Origin of the sequence: Shewanella algicola (assembly GCF_014648035.1) — a bacterium.
GTDB lineage: Bacteria > Pseudomonadota > Gammaproteobacteria > Enterobacterales > Shewanellaceae > Shewanella > Shewanella algicola.
In genome coordinates, this window is the sequence record NZ_BMQI01000033.1 from 36,100 (window position 1) to 53,005 (window position 16,906).

The following is a 16,906-nucleotide window of genomic DNA, read 5'->3' on the forward strand; positions in this document are numbered from 1 at the left end:
CAATAAAAATGGACCTTACATGCGCTTGACCGCCCTCGCTTTCATGCTTGCCAGTGTATTTGCTAGCAGTGTTTATAGCTCATCTACCGTGGCCAGTGTGCCTAATGCCGCAGAATTAACCGCTCAAGTCGAAAGCAAAGTGATTGCGTGGCGCCGCGATCTGCACCAACATCCTGAATTATCTAATCGTGAGTTTCGTACCAGTAAAGTGATTGAGAAACACCTCAAATCACTCGGGCTTGAGGTGCAAACGGGTATTGCACATACCGGTGTGGTGGCGATATTGAAAGGCGGTAAACCTGGGCCATTAATTGGTTTACGTGCCGACATGGACGCACTGCCTGTGACCGAAGTGGTTGATTTACCTTTTGCCTCTAAAGCGACTGACACTTATCGCGGCCAAAAAGTCGGTGTGATGCATGCCTGTGGTCACGATACGCATGTCGCGATGTTAATGGGCGTGGCTGAAAACCTCATGAAAGTAAAAGACAGCCTGGCCGGTGATGTGATGTTTATTTTCCAGCCGGCCGAAGAGGGTGCGCCAGAAGGTGAACAAGGCGGCGCTGAGTTAATGCTAAAAGAAGGCTTATTTGCTAAGCGCAAGCCTGAGCAAGTGTTTGGTATGCACGTTACCTCAAGCATGCCTACTGGGGTGATTGGTTTGCGCTCTGGCCCTGCAATGGCCAGCGAAGATTCATTTAGTATTAAAGTGACGGGCAGGCAAACTCATGGCTCGCGCCCCTGGAGTGGTGTTGACCCAATCGTGGCGTCAGCACAAATTATTAATAGTGTGCAAACCATTATCAGTCGTCAGGTCGATATAACTAAAGCACCTGCAGTTGTCAGCTTTGGCGCCATTAATGGCGGCATTCGCTCAAACATTATTCCTGATGAAGTAGAGCTTATTGGTACTATTCGCACCTTTGACCAGGATATGCGCGCCGACATTAAAATTAAGCTGGCTGAAATTGCTACTAATGCTGCCAAAACCCTTGGCGCTACTGCCGTGACTGAGATCCAATCGGGTTATCCGGTCACCGTCAATAACCCAGAGTTGGTCAGTAAAATGCGTCCAGTGATAGCCTCTGTCGTGGGCGACAATATGCTGATTGAGCCGGGATTAATAACCGGAGCAGAAGACTTTTCTTACTATGCGTTAGAAACCCCAGGGATGTTCTTCTTTTTAGGTGTAACACCAACAGACAAAGATATCAGCCAGGTAGCCAGTAATCACTCACCGGCATTTTATGTTGATGAAAGTGCGCTAAAAGTAGGCGTGCAAACCATGACCCAGGTTGCCTTAACCGCACTGGGCGCGGCACAATAAACCCATTTTGATTCACCATGGACAAAAGCTCAAGGAGCAAGATATGACCCGTAAACTCATCGCTTTGTTGATGACATTAGGCGTGCTAAGCACGCCAACCGTGTCGGCAACACAGGCCGAAGACATCAATAGTTTTACCTTAGACAATGGCATGAAAATCATGGTGCTTGAGGATAACTCAATTCCTAATGCCAACATGTACATTTTTTGGAAAGTTGGTTCGCGCAACGAAGTCCCTGGTATTACCGGTATTTCGCACTTTTTTGAACACATGATGTTTAACGGTTCAAAAAAGTTTGGCCCTAAAATGTTCGACCGCACTATGGAAGCCGCGGGTGGCGCTAATAATGCCTATACCAGTGAAGACTTAACCGTGTATACCGACTGGTTCCCTGCCAGTGGTATTGAAACGATTTTTGATCTTGAGTCTGACCGTATCGCCAACTTAGATATTGACCCTGAAATGGTCGAAAGCGAGCGTGGTGTTGTGCAATCTGAGCGCACAACCGGGCTTGAGAACTCTAACTGGCGCACCATTCAAGAAGCCCTAAAAAGCGTGGCATTTTCAGCGCATCCTTATAGCTGGTCGGTTATTGGTTATGAGTCAGACATTGCCGCATGGACCCTTGAAGATTTACAGCAATACCATAAAACCTATTATGCGCCGAACAACGCCTTAGTGGTGATCACCGGTGATGTAAAACTTGCCCAGGTAAAAGCTTTGGCTGACCAATACTTTGCGCCTATTCCTGCTCAGGCACCGCCAAAAGCCGTGCGCACGGTAGAGCCTGAGCAAAAAGGTGAGCGCCGTGTGTTTGTTAAAAAAGAATCGGTCAGCACGCCAAACATTATGTTGGCTTACCATGTGCCAGCGACCAGCCATGCAGACTACTATGCATTGGACTTATTAGCTTCAATGTTAAGTGAGGGCAATAGCTCACGTTTTTACCAATCGTTAGTCGATAAGCAATTGGCCGTCGCCGCCGACACTTATATGCCGATGTCATTTGACCCAAATCTATTTTATATCTTGGGCGTGGCCAACGCGGGTGTGAGTGCTGACACCTTAGAGCGTGCGCTTATTGAGCAAATTGATTTAATTGCCAGCCAAGGCGTAACTCAGCAAGAGCTGGAAAAAGTGAAAAACATCAAGTTAATGGACTTCTATAAAACCATGGAAACCATTAACGGTAAAGCTAACACCTTGGGCACCTATGAGCTGTATTTTGGCGATTACACCAAACTGTTTAATGCTCCAGAAGCCTATAACAAAGTGACACCTGCTGATATTCAGCGCGTAGCACAAACCTATTTAATTAAAGCAAATCGCACTGTCGGTGTGCTCGCTGCGACTGAGGAGTCAGACAAATGAAAACCAGTACTCATTCAACAATGACTTTGTCGTTATCGGCCATTGCCTTGGCATGCAGTTTAAGTCTAGCCGGTTGTGCAACAACACAAAGCACCACAACTGAACCTGTCACAGCAGCCCCAAGCTTTGTGATGCCAAGCTATCAAAAAATCACCTTAGATAACGGCTTAACTGTTAATTTAATGGTGCAAAAAGAAGTGCCATTAGTCACCCTTGATGCAGTGATTAAAGCGGGTGCGGTTAATGACACCACCTCAGGTTTAGCCTATTTAACCTCGCAAAGCTTAATGCTAGGTGCTGCAGGTCAATCTAAAGCGGATATTGAGCAACAGCTCGACTTTATTGGTGCTAGCGTGAATACCAATGCTGACGCGGAAGGCACATACGTGCGCGCTAACATGATGACTAAAGACATCGATACAGTATTAGCCATTTTCAGCAATGTGATCCGTCAACCTGACTTTGACTCTACCGAGTTTGATAAACTTAAACAGCGCGAAATTGTCGGCTTATCGCAGCAAAAAGAAAGCCCACGCGCAGTGATTAGCCGCTACTTTAGCAAGCTGGTTTTTGGTCAACACCCCTATGCAAACCCAGCGTCTGGCAATAGTGAGTCTATCGCTACCATTAACGCCAATGAACTACGAGCATTTCACAAAGGTTACTATCAGCCTAATAACATGACCATTAACGTGGTCGGTGATTTTGATGTTACTGAGATGACCGCCAAGCTTAATAAAGCGTTTGGCGATTGGCAGGTCACAGAAACCGTGATGCAACCTGATCTAAGCCAAGACTTGCCAATGTTAACCAAACCGAGAGTGTTGTTAGTCGACAAGCCTGATGCCATTGAAACCACGTTTTTAATTGGTGGTGTTGGCATTCGTTACGACAACCCTGACTTTGTCGGTTTGACCGTGGTAAACACCATTTTAGGTGGCCGTTTTACCTCATGGTTAAATGATGAATTACGTGTCAATGCAGGCTTAACCTATGGTGCTCGCTCTGGCTTTAGCCCATATTCACAGTCTGGCTTATTCCAAATTAGTACCTTTACTAAGTCGTCGACCACCAAAGAAGCCATCGACTTAGCCTTGCTGACGTATTCGCGTTTATGGGAAAAGGGTATTGATCAAACGACGCTAGACTCAGCCAAAGCGTATGTTAAAGGGCAGTTTCCGCCTAAGTATGAGACCAGCGGCCAGCTTGCTGGATTACTGTCTGACATGTATTTATATGGCATGAGCGATGACTTTATTAACCAGTTCCAAGCGAAAGTGGATGGGTTAACATTGGCTGAAACTCAACGATTGGTTAAGCAGTATTTTCCGCAGCAAAACCTACAGTTTGTGTTAATTGGTAATGCTACTGAGATTACCGATATTGCCGCACAATACGGTGAAGTCACACAGGTGAATATTACCGATACCGGTTTTGGTCAGTAAGGACTATTGGCCTCAATAAACATCAAATGGCTCACTGGTTTTTGCAAGTGAGCCATTTTTTTATCTTGAAGTTAGGTTTAGACTGAAGTGACAGCTTATTAGTTAAGGGATTATGATGAAAAGCCGCCTATTGTTATTGCTAGGAGCATTGAGTGTGACTCTGCCTTTGAGTGCGGTTGCTGATAAGGTTGTATTGGCTGAGTTATGCCCGCAGCTGGTGGGTGAGTGGCAAGGCTCTGCAGCTAACCCCACATTAGACCCAATGGCAATAACGACCTCGGTGATGTGCTCGGCTGATCACCGTAATTTATACATCAGCGTGAGTCGTGGTAGCCGCTTTTCAAACAGTGAAACATGGTGGTTTAGGCAACAACAAGAAAAGGTGTTGCTGGTGTACGCTAATGGCGTGACTGATGATGTTAGCCAGTCATTAACCTTGTATCGACATGCGGGCAGTTATTCTTTTTTAGGTAAAGGAGAGATTAATCAGCGCCCAGCATTAGTGCAGTTGCAATTTGACCCGCTGGTGGCGAGTGTCAATCAACCTCAAGGTGGTTGGCTGTGGCAACAAAGTGCGCATTATTTGGATGATGACAGCGAACAATACCAGGTGGTTAGGGCGCTGAGTTTGTATCAACCTGAGTGATGCTTCACACCAAAAACAAGTAAACAGCAAATCCTGCCCAACTTAGTAGCAATAATCCAAGTAAACTCCAAGCCGCTGCGGTCATTTGGGAATTTGATTCACCTTGATACATATCTGTATCATCGATTTGACGATCGTTACTTTTGGCCTTTAACTGCTGCTTACGGGCTTTATCACGGTCGCGAGCTTTGGCTTTTTCACGTTTTTTATATTCAGCGATACCCTTTTCAATTCCGGCCGCAATCAACTTGGTTTGCTCTTTGTTTTGCCCCGGCTTTTGAGTCGCTTTTGCCATAGCAAGCGCATTGTTTTGAGTTTCGGGCGAGGGTGTTTGTTTCATTATTCTGCGCCTATAAAATCTAATTGGCGCCAAGCTTCATAGCTGACAATCGCCACTGAATTCGACAGGTTTAAGCTGCGGCTATTGGCTGTCATTGGTATGCGTAAACGCTGCTCTAACGGCGTGGCGTTAATGATGTCCATTGGCAGTCCGCGCGTTTCAGGCCCAAAAAGCATGATGTCTTCATCTTGAAAGGCGATTTGGGTATGTGGACGACTGCCTTTTGTGGTGCAAGCAATAATGCGTTTGCCCGGCATTGCGGCTAAAAAGCTTGCATAGTCTTTATGACGCGTCACTCGAGTTAAATCGGCGTAGTCTAGCCCGGCACGGCGGAGCTTTTTCTCTTCTAAATCAAAACCTAATGGTTCAATTAAATGCAGGTGAGCACCGTTGTTGGCACATAAGCGGATTATGTTTCCGGTGTTTGGGGCGATTTCGGGTTCGTAGAGTGCGATATGAAGCATAGTTACCTTATTCTGCACCATAGAGTGCGAGGCATAAAAACGGGAACAAAGTATACCTCAGCCGCACGTGAGCGTCATCAATCACCCATCAGGTAAAGTTAAAAGCTGTGAATTGAATATTGTTGTTGCCTAAGGTGAGACTCTATTGCCGCTGCGCTAGCACATTGAGTGTTGAGCCATACGGCAATTGGGAATCGATAAAACACCATGGCGGAGTCTTGCAGTAAGATGGCGGGAAAGTTAAGTTTTTGGCTGGCGGCATTGATGGCCTCCTGGTCGCTATAAACGTAATCAACCTGTTGCGCTAACAACAATGACACCCCTTGCTCAATGGTGTCGACCAGTTTTAAGGTGGCGCCAAAGTCTGTAAATGAGCGCACTTTTCTGTCATCGGCGGCCATGGGTAAATGTGCTATGACTTTATCGGCCAGCTCATTACCAATAAACACTTGTGGCTCTGCTAAGCGAAACAGTGTTAACGGAATTTTTTTGTCGTCTAAGATAATTTGTAAATGTTGTTTGGTTGGTTTTTGAGGCGGGAAGAAGCTTAAACACCATTCATTGTAGGCTAAATGGTTTTGCGCTGCATTGCTGTTAATAAAAGTGATCTCTGGGCTTAATGCGCTGTAGGCAAACGCACGCTGAAGTAGGGCGACAGCTTCACCTTGGTCTGTGCGATGTTGCGTTAAATAAGGTGGATATTCAAACGCTATAACATCGATATTTTTTGCCTGGCTAACAAAAATACTACAACATAATAAACCAATGATTATTCGATACATACAGTGTTCGGCAATGTAATGATAATGTTAAGCATAGCATCACATTGCGACGGTTTTAACACTAATTTGAATTAATTCGTTGGCAAATCAATTGTCACCATGAGTCCATGAGGTAAACGGTTTTTGGCAATAAGCTTACCATTGTGAGCATAAATGGCAGCCTCGGTAATTGCTAAGCCTAATCCCCAACCTCCAGATTCACGGTCTCTTGAGCTATCTGGGCGATAAAACGGGGTGAAAATAGCTTCTAGTTCGGCTTCAGGTAAACCAGGTCCGTCATCTTTGACCACAATGGTGATGTGATTTTTCGATTGCGTGCTTTCAATTGAGACATTTTTTTCGGCATAACGAATGGCATTACGTAATAAGTTCTCAATTGCACGAGATAAGGTTTTAGGTAAATGCTCAAAGCTTATCGATTCATCGATGTTAATGAGTAATTGTTTACCTTGTTGTTCAGCCTCAAATTCAGCGTCATCAAGTACCTGACTTAAAGTTTCAGTTAGCTCTGCTGTTAGGCGTTTTTCAGAGGCGTAGAGCCTCACTCTCGATAATGTTAATAATTCACTGATTAACGCTTCTTGTTGTAATGCTTCGTATTCAATGCGGTCGAGTTCTGTACTTTGTTGGCCTTTTTTACGGGCTAACGCCAGTGACAATTGCAGACGAGTTAATGGGGTGCGTAGTTCGTGAGAGATATCACCCATTAAGCGCTGTTGGTTATTCACCATCGTCTCAATGGCATCAGCCATGCCATTAAAGGCGATCGCGAGTTGGCCCATTTCATCGCGACGACTGGCGGTTGCGGCGTCGACACGATTGGCCAAGTCACCTTTGGCAAGTGCATTGGCGCTGAGTCTAAGTGAGCGTAACGGTTTACTTAAATACCATGCGAGCAATCCACATAATAATCCTGATAACAAAATGGCAAACCCTGCGGTGAGTAACTTGTTATCAGTAAAAAAGAAGAACCATGGACGTGGGTGATTGTCCGGGAAGCGACCAAACAGATTGTAGCTTTTACCCTCAACGTCAAACTGATAAGGCCCAAATAGCAGCTCGTTTCTAAATTGGTGGCTGATCGGATGATTGGCTTCCTCAGCCATCAATTGAAAGCGTCTAAACACCCGTGATACGCGCTTGGTATTGATGACTTGGCCAACGTCATCGGTAATATATATGCGTAATGGACCAAGGTTTAGATCGCGACCACGGTTTGAGCGTTGAAGTAGGTTGCCGATTAGTAATTCAGGTTGTTGCTGAATATGCTCAGCTACCTTTTGCAAGATCCGTTCTTGACTGGGAGGTAAAGGGGATCGATCTTGATTAAGTTGCAGTAAAGGCAGCAGTGATACCAACGCAATAATCAACGAACTGCAAAGCCAAAAGCCCAGCAGTAATTTAAAAAACAGGCGATTGAACGGATTAACCTTCAGCATTATGGGATCCAGATATAACCTTTTCCACGCAGGGTTTTCACTCTAGGACGACCATCTTGGCGCTCTGGCAACTTTTTGCGTAAGTTAGATAAGTGCATGTCTAAGCTGCGGTCAAACGGCATTAATTTTTTGCCTAATACATTTTCACTTAATGATTCTTTAGTGACCATCTCGCCGCTTTTTTCAATTAAATGAAACAGCAATAAAAACTCGGTACCAGTGAGAATGATCAGTTGTTCATTGCAATAGGTTTCTTGGCGAGTAGGATCAAGGCGTAGGTCGCCAAATTGGAGCATGTCGTTAGACTGAGTATCTTGTTGTGTGGTTTGCGCTCGGCGTAAAATAGCGCGAATACGCGCCACTAACTCACGGTCGTTAAATGGCTTTGGCAAGTAGTCATCGGCACCAATTTCTAACCCGACAACACGATCAATTTCATCACCGCGAGCGGTTAACATTAATACCGGTGTTTGCTTACGTTGACGCAGTGCACGCAATACTTCAAACCCATTTAATTTGGGTAGCATTACGTCGAGTAGAATTAAATCGAAATCTTGTTGCTGTGCGAGTGATAACCCTTGTTCGCCATCGTAGGCCTGGGTTAATGCAAAACCTTCGAGCTCAAGCAATTGGCTGAGCAGATCGGATAAACCAATATCATCGTCTATCAATAAAATGCGATTCATAACTTTCCTCTAGCACAAAATAAAATCGGTAGGTTAACTTAACATACCGATTTTCAATCAATTTAAGATTATCTCATACTCGAGGCAAATTATATTAACATTGCATAGTTTTACATTTTAACGTCTGGCTACTTTTTAATGTAACGAGTGACTTTGACTACGATAAATGTCAATACAATTGCCCCTAAAATCAAGCCTACCGAGAACACGGCATTTTGTAATGCTGCAGGGTTAAGTACTAGCATGCCTCCTAAGCCGAGCATCATAATGCCAGACATCAGCTTAAGTACTTCGCCTTCTTTTTCGGTGAGTTTACGTTTACCTAATGTCATTGAGAACACAATCACAATGGCAGCTAAAGGTATGACATACACGATATTGTAGGCAATCAAATACATATAACGTTGTACGGTATCAATGTCCGACAATGATAATACTGAGGTGTAGATCATTGGGAACCCAGCGGTGCACAATAGCTCGTAGGCATTGGCTAAAATGGCCAAAATTGTTGAGCCTAAAATCATGGTCGGCAATGAGCTGGCTTTAGACAATTTGCCCATACGTTTAATCAACGAGCCGCGATTTTCAACCGACATCGATAAACTCACATCGCCACGACCATAGAAGTAGTCTTTAATGTTGACCACCGCAGCGACCAATGCCAGCAACCCTGCACAGGTAATAATAATGCCACCATCACCACCGCCTAACAGCTGGAATAAGTTTAGCCATGCACTCATAAAGATGAAGTAAATAAAACCTGAGAAAAACACGAAAATACCGCCCACTAACAGCATGCGTTTACGGCTGCCCGCATTAACCATAATGCTCAGTAAAAACAGCAACACGAAAAAGGCGCAGGGGTTAAAGGCGTCAACACCGGCTAACACTAAGGTAAGTACAGGTAATGACATTTGCTCAGGATGAACAGCACCAATTAATGGGATATCAACAGGCTGAACTTGTGGTTTTTGTTCGATTTGGCTCGCGCTGTCAAATGACATGCCACAACTGCCTTCAGCATCTGGATCGTCACTGGTGTCGGCACAGGTTTCAAATAAAGGAGCGTCATTGCTTGGGGCTGCCACAAGAAAATCATCGAGTGTATTACCAATATCGACTTGACCACCTTGGCGCTGGTAGCAATCAATGAGCCGCTCTAAAATATAGCGTCCAGTGACATCATGGCTGTTATAGCCAACCACCGCCTCGCCACAAATGGCAAAGTAAGGCACTGATTTGGGTTCTACACCGGTGTGTTGACCCATTTGCATTAGTTTATCAACATTGCCGGGATCACTTATTGCGTAATCGTGCAAGTCAATCCATTCAAAGCGTTCACCTAATGCATCGATAAAGGGATGGGCCTCGCGGCAATGCGGGCAGGTTTTAGACCAAAAAAAGTGCAGCTTTACTGCTGGTTGTGCATCCTGTTGTTGGGTGTACCATAATGAATTGTCAGTAGCTGGGGTTGTATTCGCTATTGAGCTTGGCGTGAGTATTAATACACTTAGAAGTAACAGTAACTGGCCAATCAATCGGTTCATAATTAATTCCATTAAAACACTAGTCATCTGATTTTATGCCTATTTATAGTTAGTGTAAGGAGTAAGTCCTTATTACGTTAACTAGCTCGCATTACCATCATTTTTATCTGTAAATATGCTGACTTAATCATGCATTTTTGAGTGCTACATGGTATGGCGTGTGGATTTACATAGTTTTACTCATAAGTAACCTTACTTGACATTGCATTGGTTAAACTAAGTATCAAATCTGCATAGGCAGAAGCCAAACACCACACTCATTTATACCGAGGAACTTAACAATGAAAACATCTTCTATCTTTAAAACAAGTTTAGTTGCCTTAGTGGCGAGCTCAGCATTATTAGCCGGCCAGTTGTATGCCGTAGACGAAAGCGACACTACTGCAAAAACTGAACAAATGGACAGAAAAGCCGACAGAAAGCAAGGTCCGAGAGATGGCATGCATAAAATGCTGCGCAAATTAGACCTAACCGATACTCAAAAAGAGCAAGTGAAAGTGATTGCTCAAAAGTACAAAGCTGATCGTCCTGAGCGCCCAACGAAAGAGCAACGAGAGGCTCACCGTGCTGAAATGTTAGCTCTAGTGACAAGCGCCTATTTTGACGAAGTTAAAGCAACCGAAATAGCTGAAGCGCAACACCAAAAGAGATTACAAGGTATGTTGTCACAGTTAAAAATGCAGAATGAAATTTACCAAATACTAACACCTGAACAACAGCAAGTTTTTCAAGAAAAGTTTGCTAAAGGTCAAGGTAAAGGTCATAAATCTCGTCGTTAATCTCTAGTCGTGTGCTAAAGCTATTTAATCAAATCCGTTACCTTGTGTAGCGGTTTTTGTTTATTCAAGTTTGCTAATGGTCACACTTTGATTAAAGGTATCGTTGTTGTACGTAAACTTTGTCCTAATGTGTTAGCGAACTTGCTATAGTAATGGTCGGTAAATTCAGCTAATAGAGTCGATAACTTTCTTATGTCCACATCTTCTGATTATGACTTTTGGGTCAAGCTCGCGAGCCGCGCCTCGGTAGCCACAGCCTTATGTCTTATTGTGATCAAGTTATTAGCTTGGCTGTATTCTGGCTCTGCTAGTATGTTGGGTTCATTAACTGACTCATTTGCTGATGCTTTAGCTTCGATTGTTAACTTTATTGCCATTCGTTATGCCATTGTGCCTGCAGATAAAGATCATCGTTATGGTCACGGAAAAGCTGAACCATTAGCCTCGTTGGCGCAAGCTGCATTTATTTTAGGCTCGGCATCATTGTTGCTGCTTTATGGCGGTGAAAAGCTGATCAACCCTGTGCCTATTGTGAATACTGGCGTGGGTATTGTGGTGTCAATTATTGCCATTGTGATGACGTTAGCACTCGTGCTAGTGCAACAACGTGCACTAGAAAACACCAACAGCACAGTGGTTGAGGCTGACTCATTACATTATAAATCTGACTTGCTACTTAATGGTGCAGTGCTATTGGCCTTAGTGTTAGCCATGTACGGTTGGTGGTGGGCAGATGGTTTGTTTGCGGTGTTAATTGCGCTGTTTATTGGCCATCAAGCGGTAGATTTGGCTTATCGCTCAGTACAAAGTTTACTTGATCGTGAATTAGATGATGACACTCGCGAGCAAATTAAAACATTGGCTAAGCAAGATCCTCGCGTAAAAGGCATTCATGACTTACGCACTCGTCAGGCGGGAAAAACCACGTTTATTCAATTGCACATGGAATTGTCTGGTGAGTTGTCTCTTGAAGAGGCACACGACATTGCCGACAAAGCTGGGTTAGTCATTAAAGCTGCTTTCGATGATGCAGAGGTGATTATTCACCAAGACCCAGTGTAATTAACCCGAGTTCAGATTGATTATTGCGATATATCTGGGCGCAATTAACTGAGGTTTACACCATCACTAGTTGGTTGGTTACTTGCGCTCTGGCTAATTCTAGGGCCGAGTCTGCGCGTAAAATTAGGTTTTCGATGGTGTCGTCAGTTTGCCATTTGGATATACCAACACTGGCACTAAAGCGAATATGTTTACCGCTTTGTGGGTCAATCAGTTCGCTGTCTTCAATGCTGTGACGGATACTTTCGGCAATGCTGCGTGCAATGTTGTTACTACCCGCTTTTATCAGGGCAATAAATTCATCGCCACTCCAACGGCCTAGTAAATCATCATCGGCGAGTTTACTTTGGCAATGCTGTGCAAAATTAATCAATGCCTTGTCACCCATAACATGACCGTATAAGTGGTTAATTTGTTTGAGCTCATCTAATCCCATTATCACACAATAGAGCTGCGGTGTTTGTGCTGCTTTTTCGTTGTATTTGGCTTGTGCATTATGCAACATTCCTCGTCGATGGAAGACTTGGGTTAAATAATCGAGATGAATTTGTTGCTCAAACTTTTGCTTAAGTTGGTACGACTCTGTGATATCAATGACCGTAACCTGAACTGCAGGCTGTCCTTCCCAATCGATAATGCTTTCTAATAATTTTACCCATACGGTTTTACCGCTCAGATGAACGCATTTTATCTCAACCGGATGGGGAGTGATTTTTTGGTCGAATAAAGCGCTGTATGCCTCTTGTCGACGGGTGCGATAATCGGGGTCAATCACATCAAGTATAGAAGGGAGCTCTATAACACTCTGGCGATTGGGGTAACCTAATAAACTCGCAAAAGCTTGGTTACAAAACAATGGACTAAATTTGCGATGGATCAATATGCCTTGCAATGATCCATTCACTAGTTGACGGTAGCGAAACTCGCTTTGTTGAAGATTTTTATTAAGGGTAATATTTTCTGTTAAATCAACAATGGTGATTTGTAATGCCGGTCGGCCTTGCCATTCAACAACGTGCTCAATAGAAAGCACATTCATTAACTGGCCAAGACGATTGCGATTGATGTAACTACGAACTTGCGGCTTTTCGATACCACTCATTAGCGCATAATAAGTATGCGCGGCAATATCGTGGGCTTCAGGGTCAATTAACTCTAAGATACTTTTTAAACCGAGAATGTCTTGTGCACTAGTGTAACCGAAAATTTTAGCGTAGTTATCATCAGCATAGAGAGGAATAAAGTCCTGGTGAATGACCACACCATAATGAGTATCAAATTCCAAAATCATTCCTTCGCTAAGCGTTAATGCAATTTTACCGATTTTTCATTCTAGCATTGATAATCAATTTTGCATGTACTCATATTGGAAATGTTTTATTGGATTATCCAAATGTGTACATGCTCACAAAACACCGAGTAATATTTACAATTCATTGATTTAAAAGAGCAATGTTCTTGGTTAATCTATGGCCAACTCTTTGAGTTTGCGGGTTAAGGTATTGCGGCCCCACCCTAAACGTTTTGCCGCTTCTTGTTTGTGGCCTTGAGTGTGGCGCAGTGCGGTTTCCAGTAAAATTCGTTCAAACTCTGGTTGTACTTCAGTTAATAAATCACTTTCGCCCGCGGCTAATTTTTCATCGATCCAGTCGGTCAGTGCGGTTTGCCAATCACTCGCGCCAGCTTGTTTTTGCTGACTTGCCACAGGATCCTTTAACAACTCTGGTGGTAAATCTTGTGGCAGAATTTCTTGACCCGATGCCATCACGGTTAGCCAGCGACAGGTGTTTTCTAGTTGACGCACGTTACCTGGCCAAGGCAGGTTTGCCAGCTTAACCGCTGTTTCTTTGGTGAGGACCTTTGGCTCTACACCAATCTCTTTAGCTGCGGTCGATAAAAAATGGGTCGCAAGTTGTGCAATATCTTCGCGACGTTGTGACAGCGGCGGTAAATGTACTCTAATCACGTTTAAACGATGAAATAAATCTTCGCGGAATGTACCTTTTTGCACTAATACTTCTAGGTTTTGGTGGGTCGCAGCAATAATTCGCACATCAACTTGCACTGCTTGATGACCGCCAACGCGGTAAAATTGACCGTCAGCTAATACTCGCAACAATCGAGTTTGCACATCTAATGGCATGTCGCCAATTTCATCTAAAAATAAGGTACCACCATTGGCTTGCTCAAATCGGCCCTGGCGTACATTAGCGGCACCAGTGAAGGCGCCTTTTTCATGACCAAATAGCTCTGATTCAATTAAGTCTTTCGGGATAGCAGCCATGTTTAATGCGATAAATGATTTGTCTTTGCGTGGGCTGTGTTTATGCAGTGCACCTGCCACTAACTCTTTACCGGTACCCGATTGACCATTAATCAATACACTAATTGATGAACGAGACAGGCGACCTATGGCCCTAAAAACTTCTTGCATTGCTGGTGCTTCACCGATGATTTCAGGTGTTTTGACTTCTGCATCGCGGATCGGTGGCGGTGTTTGTTCTGTTGCATGAGTGAGTGCTCGCTCAACGAGGCTGATGGCTTCATCAATATCAAAGGGCTTAGGTAAGTATTCAAATGCTCCTGCTTGATAGGCGCTGACAGCACTGTCTAAATCTGAATGTGCCGTCATGATAATGACTGGAATATGCGGATAATGCAGTTGTAAGCGGTCTAGTAAAGTTAAACCATCAGTACCGGGCATACGAATATCAGACACAATAACTTGTGGCTGTGACGACTCTAATGCTTGCCATAGCGACTCAGCAGCAGCAAAGCTTGCAGTTGATAGTGATGCACCTTGAAGTGCTTTTTCTAATACCCATCGGATCGAACTGTCATCATCGAGGATCCAAACTTGCTCACTTATGTTCATGTTAAAACCTCTTTCTGCCTACAAAGGCATGCTAATTATTGTAATGGCAGGGTGATAATAAATTCGGTGTGTCCAGGTGCAGATACGCAATCAATTCTGCCACCGTGGAGACGGGCAATGTTATGTGCAATCGATAAACCTAAACCTGAGCCTTCGTCGCGGCCTGTCACCATAGGGTAAAACAAAGTATCAACCAGCTCAGACGGTATGCCAGGGCCGTTATCGATAATCGACAACGCTAGCACCAATTTGTAGCGTTGGGTGCCAATAGTGACTTGATGTTGAGTGCGGGTTCTAATCAAAATATCCCCGCCAGCAGGCTCTAATGCTTGGATGGCATTTTGAACAATATTGAGTACAGCTTGCTGCATTTGATCAGGATCCATTTGGGTGTCGGGTATCGATGGATCGTAATCGCGTTTTAAGTGGATATTGCTCGGCAATGCCATTTCAACCAGCTTTAATACTTTTTGCACCACTTGATGAATATTGTGTTCAGTATGTTGAGTTGGCCGCTGTGGCCCTAAAAGCCGGTCTACCAAATTACGTAGTCTATCAGCCTGTTCGATGATCAAGCTGGTGAACTCTTTTAAATCAGGAGAGGTTAATTCTCGTGATAGTAATTGTGCAGCGCCTCGTAATCCACCTAATGGGTTTTTAATTTCGTGGGCTAAATTACGCACCAAAAACTGTGCAGCTTGTTGCTGAGCGTCCATGTTAAGTTGCTGATGAATGCGACGTTGCTGGTCAACCTGGCGTAATTCTAAAATGCTTGAGTTGGTTTCACTCTCAAGGGGCATTAAGGTTATGTCGACGGTATGGTGCTGGCCATCAAGAGTAATTAATGCTGCTGTGTTAACGGTTATCCCTTGGCCTGCACGAATAGCATCTCTGAGCAATTGTGGCTCTACCCCCATTAATTGATATAGCTCAGGCAAAGGTTGCTCTAGCAGCTTGTTATTACCTATGCCAAGTAATTGTGCAGCCGCGGCATTGGCATAGCTTGGTCTGAGCTCGGTATCGATTACCAGCACCGCTGTGACTAAATGATTGAGAAGGTTATTTGTGTCCATTAGCCGTCCTAGTAAGGGTTGCACCAATATGGTGCGCCAAGTTGGTGCGCGCTGCAACCCGTTTCACACAAACAGCAATAACGACGAAAAATGAGAAATTTATTTTTAAACTATTGAATTTATAGGTTTATAAATTTCTAATTAGACTTTTTTGCCGGTCCTAGTACTGATGCTTGGTGAAGAAAAATCTTTCTTGGAGAGCTAGATGCAAGGACTTTGCCGTTTTGTGCCACAGCGTTAACGACAATAGTGTGCTCGCCCCTAAAAATACCTGACAAGGTAAAGGTTGCTGAGGTTTGTGGACCTTCGGTCAGAACTCCATCTACTAATAACGTGAGCATGGAGCCGCGAGGTAATTGCGGGGAAACACTGACATTAACGGTTAAATCACCGTTATTATCGCGGATGGTGGCTTCTTCTTTGGGAGAGGTTATTATAATGGTATATCTGACTGTCGCTTTATCTTCTTTAATCGTTACATGGGCTTTAGGTGGTGTTTTTATACTGATTTCATTCTGTGTATTTTCATTTAATTCAACGGCTTCAGCATTGGCTTTTGGCTCATCTGAATAATGTACTTTGCCATTTTCATCGACCCAACGGTACACAGTTGCGAGGCTATTACAGCTTATTATTAACAAGCTTATGAGTAATATAAGACGCATGACACACTCCTTAAAAACCAATATTTTCATAGAGTAGACGGTTTTAGCTAAAAAATCAGCTTAATCTAGTGTGATTAAGCTGATTAGTGTCAATGACCATGATGAAGCGGCTTGCACCTTGTGGACGCTGCAATTTTACACTTAGATGTAGTGACAACAGTATTCTGAGATGATGGTGTTGCGTAGGCTGAAGCTCACATTTGGTGCAAGCTCAAATTGGCTGCCAGCGCTGAATGTTTTCCACTCTGTTTCACCAGGTAAAAGCACTTCAAATTCGCCAGAAGTCACTTGCATTATCTCGCCTTCAGCGGTAGAAAATTCATATTCTCCAGGTAACACTAGGTAATCCCCCCTAAAAAAAGCTGATTTCAAAAGTAGAATTTTCTCGTACTATATACGCAGGG

At 43.9% G+C, this 16,906-nt stretch carries 16 protein-coding genes and 1 pseudogene; 6 read left to right on the forward strand and 11 right to left on the reverse strand.

The genetic code is table 11. From position 1 onward, the window contains the following. Nucleotides 1–43: 43 nt before the first annotated feature. The 4 genes from IEY42_RS14395 (at nt 44) to IEY42_RS14410 (ending at nt 4,790) form a co-directional block, all read left to right on the forward strand. Nucleotides 44–1,327 (forward strand): amidohydrolase, encoded by a 1,284-nt coding sequence (locus IEY42_RS14395; RefSeq protein WP_373292856.1) that lies wholly within the window; start codon nt 44–46, stop codon nt 1,325–1,327. 43 nt (nt 1,328–1,370) lie between these two features. Beyond that, the gene (locus IEY42_RS14400) at nt 1,371–2,699 is read left to right on the forward strand and encodes a M16 family metallopeptidase (protein ID WP_188925891.1); all 1,329 of its coding nucleotides are present in this window, start codon (nt 1,371–1,373) and stop codon (nt 2,697–2,699) included. Continuing rightward, nucleotides 2,696–4,144, forward strand: a complete 1,449-nt coding sequence (locus IEY42_RS14405) for a M16 family metallopeptidase (protein WP_188925892.1) — start codon at nt 2,696–2,698, stop codon at nt 4,142–4,144. The genes IEY42_RS14400 and IEY42_RS14405 overlap by 4 nt, the downstream gene beginning before the upstream one ends. 115 nt (nt 4,145–4,259) lie before the next feature. Continuing rightward, the gene (locus tag IEY42_RS14410) at nt 4,260–4,790 is read left to right on the forward strand and encodes a hypothetical protein (protein WP_229780074.1); all 531 of its coding nucleotides are present in this window, start codon (nt 4,260–4,262) and stop codon (nt 4,788–4,790) included. Nucleotides 4,791–4,794: 4 nt separating this feature from the next. On the opposite strand, the gene IEY42_RS14415 is transcribed toward IEY42_RS14410, so the two are convergent. The 6 genes from IEY42_RS14415 to IEY42_RS14440 form a co-directional block, all read right to left on the reverse strand. Then, on the reverse strand, nt 4,795–5,130 hold the full coding sequence (locus tag IEY42_RS14415; protein WP_188925893.1) for a DUF2956 domain-containing protein: 336 nt from the start codon (nt 5,128–5,130) through the stop codon (nt 4,795–4,797). Next, the gene (trmL, locus tag IEY42_RS14420; RefSeq protein WP_188925894.1) at nt 5,130–5,594 is read right to left on the reverse strand and encodes a tRNA (uridine(34)/cytosine(34)/5-carboxymethylaminomethyluridine(34)-2'-O)-methyltransferase TrmL; all 465 of its coding nucleotides are present in this window, start codon (nt 5,592–5,594) and stop codon (nt 5,130–5,132) included. The genes IEY42_RS14415 and trmL overlap by 1 nt, the downstream gene beginning before the upstream one ends. A 98-nt stretch (nt 5,595–5,692) precedes the next feature. Next, nucleotides 5,693–6,376, reverse strand: a complete 684-nt coding sequence (locus IEY42_RS14425) for a hypothetical protein (protein ID WP_188925895.1) — start codon at nt 6,374–6,376, stop codon at nt 5,693–5,695. A 71-nt stretch (nt 6,377–6,447) separates the two neighbouring features. Beyond that, nucleotides 6,448–7,815, reverse strand: a complete 1,368-nt coding sequence (locus IEY42_RS14430) for an ATP-binding protein (RefSeq protein WP_188925896.1) — start codon at nt 7,813–7,815, stop codon at nt 6,448–6,450. Continuing rightward, nucleotides 7,815–8,501 carry a response regulator gene (locus IEY42_RS14435; protein ID WP_188925897.1) on the reverse strand — a complete coding sequence of 229 codons (687 nt, stop codon included), beginning with the start codon at nt 8,499–8,501 and terminating at the stop codon, nt 7,815–7,817. Before IEY42_RS14435 ends, IEY42_RS14430 begins: the two co-directional genes overlap by 1 nt. A 128-nt stretch (nt 8,502–8,629) precedes the next feature. Beyond that, nucleotides 8,630–10,048 carry a cytochrome C biosynthesis protein gene (locus tag IEY42_RS14440; protein WP_229780076.1) on the reverse strand — a complete coding sequence of 473 codons (1,419 nt, stop codon included), beginning with the start codon at nt 10,046–10,048 and terminating at the stop codon, nt 8,630–8,632. A 281-nt stretch (nt 10,049–10,329) separates the two neighbouring features. Here IEY42_RS14440 and IEY42_RS14445 point away from each other — a divergent pair, with 281 nt between their 5' ends. Together IEY42_RS14445 and fieF are read left to right on the forward strand one after the other, a co-directional pair. Then, entirely contained in the window at nt 10,330–10,827 is a 498-nt protein-coding gene (locus IEY42_RS14445; RefSeq protein ID WP_188925899.1) for a Spy/CpxP family protein refolding chaperone, read from the forward strand. A gap of 192 nt (nt 10,828–11,019) precedes the next feature. Then, entirely contained in the window at nt 11,020–11,889 is an 870-nt protein-coding gene (gene fieF / locus IEY42_RS14450) for a cation efflux pump FieF (protein ID WP_188925900.1), read from the forward strand. A gap of 55 nt (nt 11,890–11,944) precedes the next feature. On the opposite strand, the gene IEY42_RS14455 is transcribed toward fieF, so the two are convergent. The 5 genes and pseudogenes from IEY42_RS14455 to IEY42_RS14475 form a co-directional block, all read right to left on the reverse strand. Next, nucleotides 11,945–13,174, reverse strand: coding sequence for a sensor domain-containing diguanylate cyclase (locus IEY42_RS14455; RefSeq protein ID WP_188925901.1), 1,230 nt, complete (start codon nt 13,172–13,174; stop codon nt 11,945–11,947). A gap of 177 nt (nt 13,175–13,351) precedes the next feature. Then, nucleotides 13,352–14,764 (reverse strand): nitrogen regulation protein NR(I), encoded by a 1,413-nt coding sequence (gene glnG, locus IEY42_RS14460; RefSeq protein WP_188925902.1) that lies wholly within the window; start codon nt 14,762–14,764, stop codon nt 13,352–13,354. Nucleotides 14,765–14,799: 35 nt separating this feature from the next. Further along, nucleotides 14,800–15,837: a nitrogen regulation protein NR(II) gene (glnL, locus tag IEY42_RS14465; RefSeq protein ID WP_188925903.1), complete on the reverse strand. Its 1,038-nt coding sequence runs from the start codon at nt 15,835–15,837 to the stop codon at nt 14,800–14,802. A 137-nt stretch (nt 15,838–15,974) separates the two neighbouring features. Further along, complete coding sequence (locus IEY42_RS14470) at nt 15,975–16,502, reverse strand: DUF4124 domain-containing protein (RefSeq protein WP_188925904.1); 528 nt, start codon at nt 16,500–16,502, stop codon at nt 15,975–15,977. Between the two features lie 141 nt (nt 16,503–16,643). Next, a pseudogene (locus IEY42_RS14475) lies at nt 16,644–16,844 on the reverse strand (pyrimidine/purine nucleoside phosphorylase); the annotation flags it as partial. Between the last annotated feature and the right edge of the window lie 62 nt (nt 16,845–16,906).

Bases quoted from the DNA above. Each gene is read 5' to 3' on its own strand.
- IEY42_RS14395 (WP_373292856.1), top strand. From the start codon at position 44: ATGCTTGCCAGTGTATTTGCTAGCAGTGTTTATAGCTCATCTACCGTG.
- IEY42_RS14405 (WP_188925892.1), top strand. From the start codon at position 2,696: ATGAAAACCAGTACTCATTCAACAATGACTTTGTCGTTATCGGCCATT.
- IEY42_RS14435 (WP_188925897.1), bottom strand. From the start codon at position 8,501: ATGAATCGCATTTTATTGATAGACGATGATATTGGTTTATCCGATCTG.
- trmL (WP_188925894.1), bottom strand. From the start codon at position 5,594: ATGCTTCATATCGCACTCTACGAACCCGAAATCGCCCCAAACACCGGA.
- IEY42_RS14415 (WP_188925893.1), bottom strand. From the start codon at position 5,130: ATGAAACAAACACCCTCGCCCGAAACTCAAAACAATGCGCTTGCTATG.
- IEY42_RS14400 (WP_188925891.1), top strand. From the start codon at position 1,371: ATGACCCGTAAACTCATCGCTTTGTTGATGACATTAGGCGTGCTAAGC.
- IEY42_RS14410 (WP_229780074.1), top strand. From the start codon at position 4,260: ATGAAAAGCCGCCTATTGTTATTGCTAGGAGCATTGAGTGTGACTCTG.
- IEY42_RS14425 (WP_188925895.1), bottom strand. From the start codon at position 6,376: ATGTATCGAATAATCATTGGTTTATTATGTTGTAGTATTTTTGTTAGC.
- fieF (WP_188925900.1), top strand. From the start codon at position 11,020: ATGTCCACATCTTCTGATTATGACTTTTGGGTCAAGCTCGCGAGCCGC.
- IEY42_RS14445 (WP_188925899.1), top strand. From the start codon at position 10,330: ATGAAAACATCTTCTATCTTTAAAACAAGTTTAGTTGCCTTAGTGGCG.
- IEY42_RS14430 (WP_188925896.1), bottom strand. From the start codon at position 7,815: ATGCTGAAGGTTAATCCGTTCAATCGCCTGTTTTTTAAATTACTGCTG.
- IEY42_RS14470 (WP_188925904.1), bottom strand. From the start codon at position 16,502: ATGCGTCTTATATTACTCATAAGCTTGTTAATAATAAGCTGTAATAGC.
- glnG (WP_188925902.1), bottom strand. From the start codon at position 14,764: ATGAACATAAGTGAGCAAGTTTGGATCCTCGATGATGACAGTTCGATC.
- IEY42_RS14440 (WP_229780076.1), bottom strand. From the start codon at position 10,048: ATGAACCGATTGATTGGCCAGTTACTGTTACTTCTAAGTGTATTAATA.
- glnL (WP_188925903.1), bottom strand. From the start codon at position 15,837: ATGGACACAAATAACCTTCTCAATCATTTAGTCACAGCGGTGCTGGTA.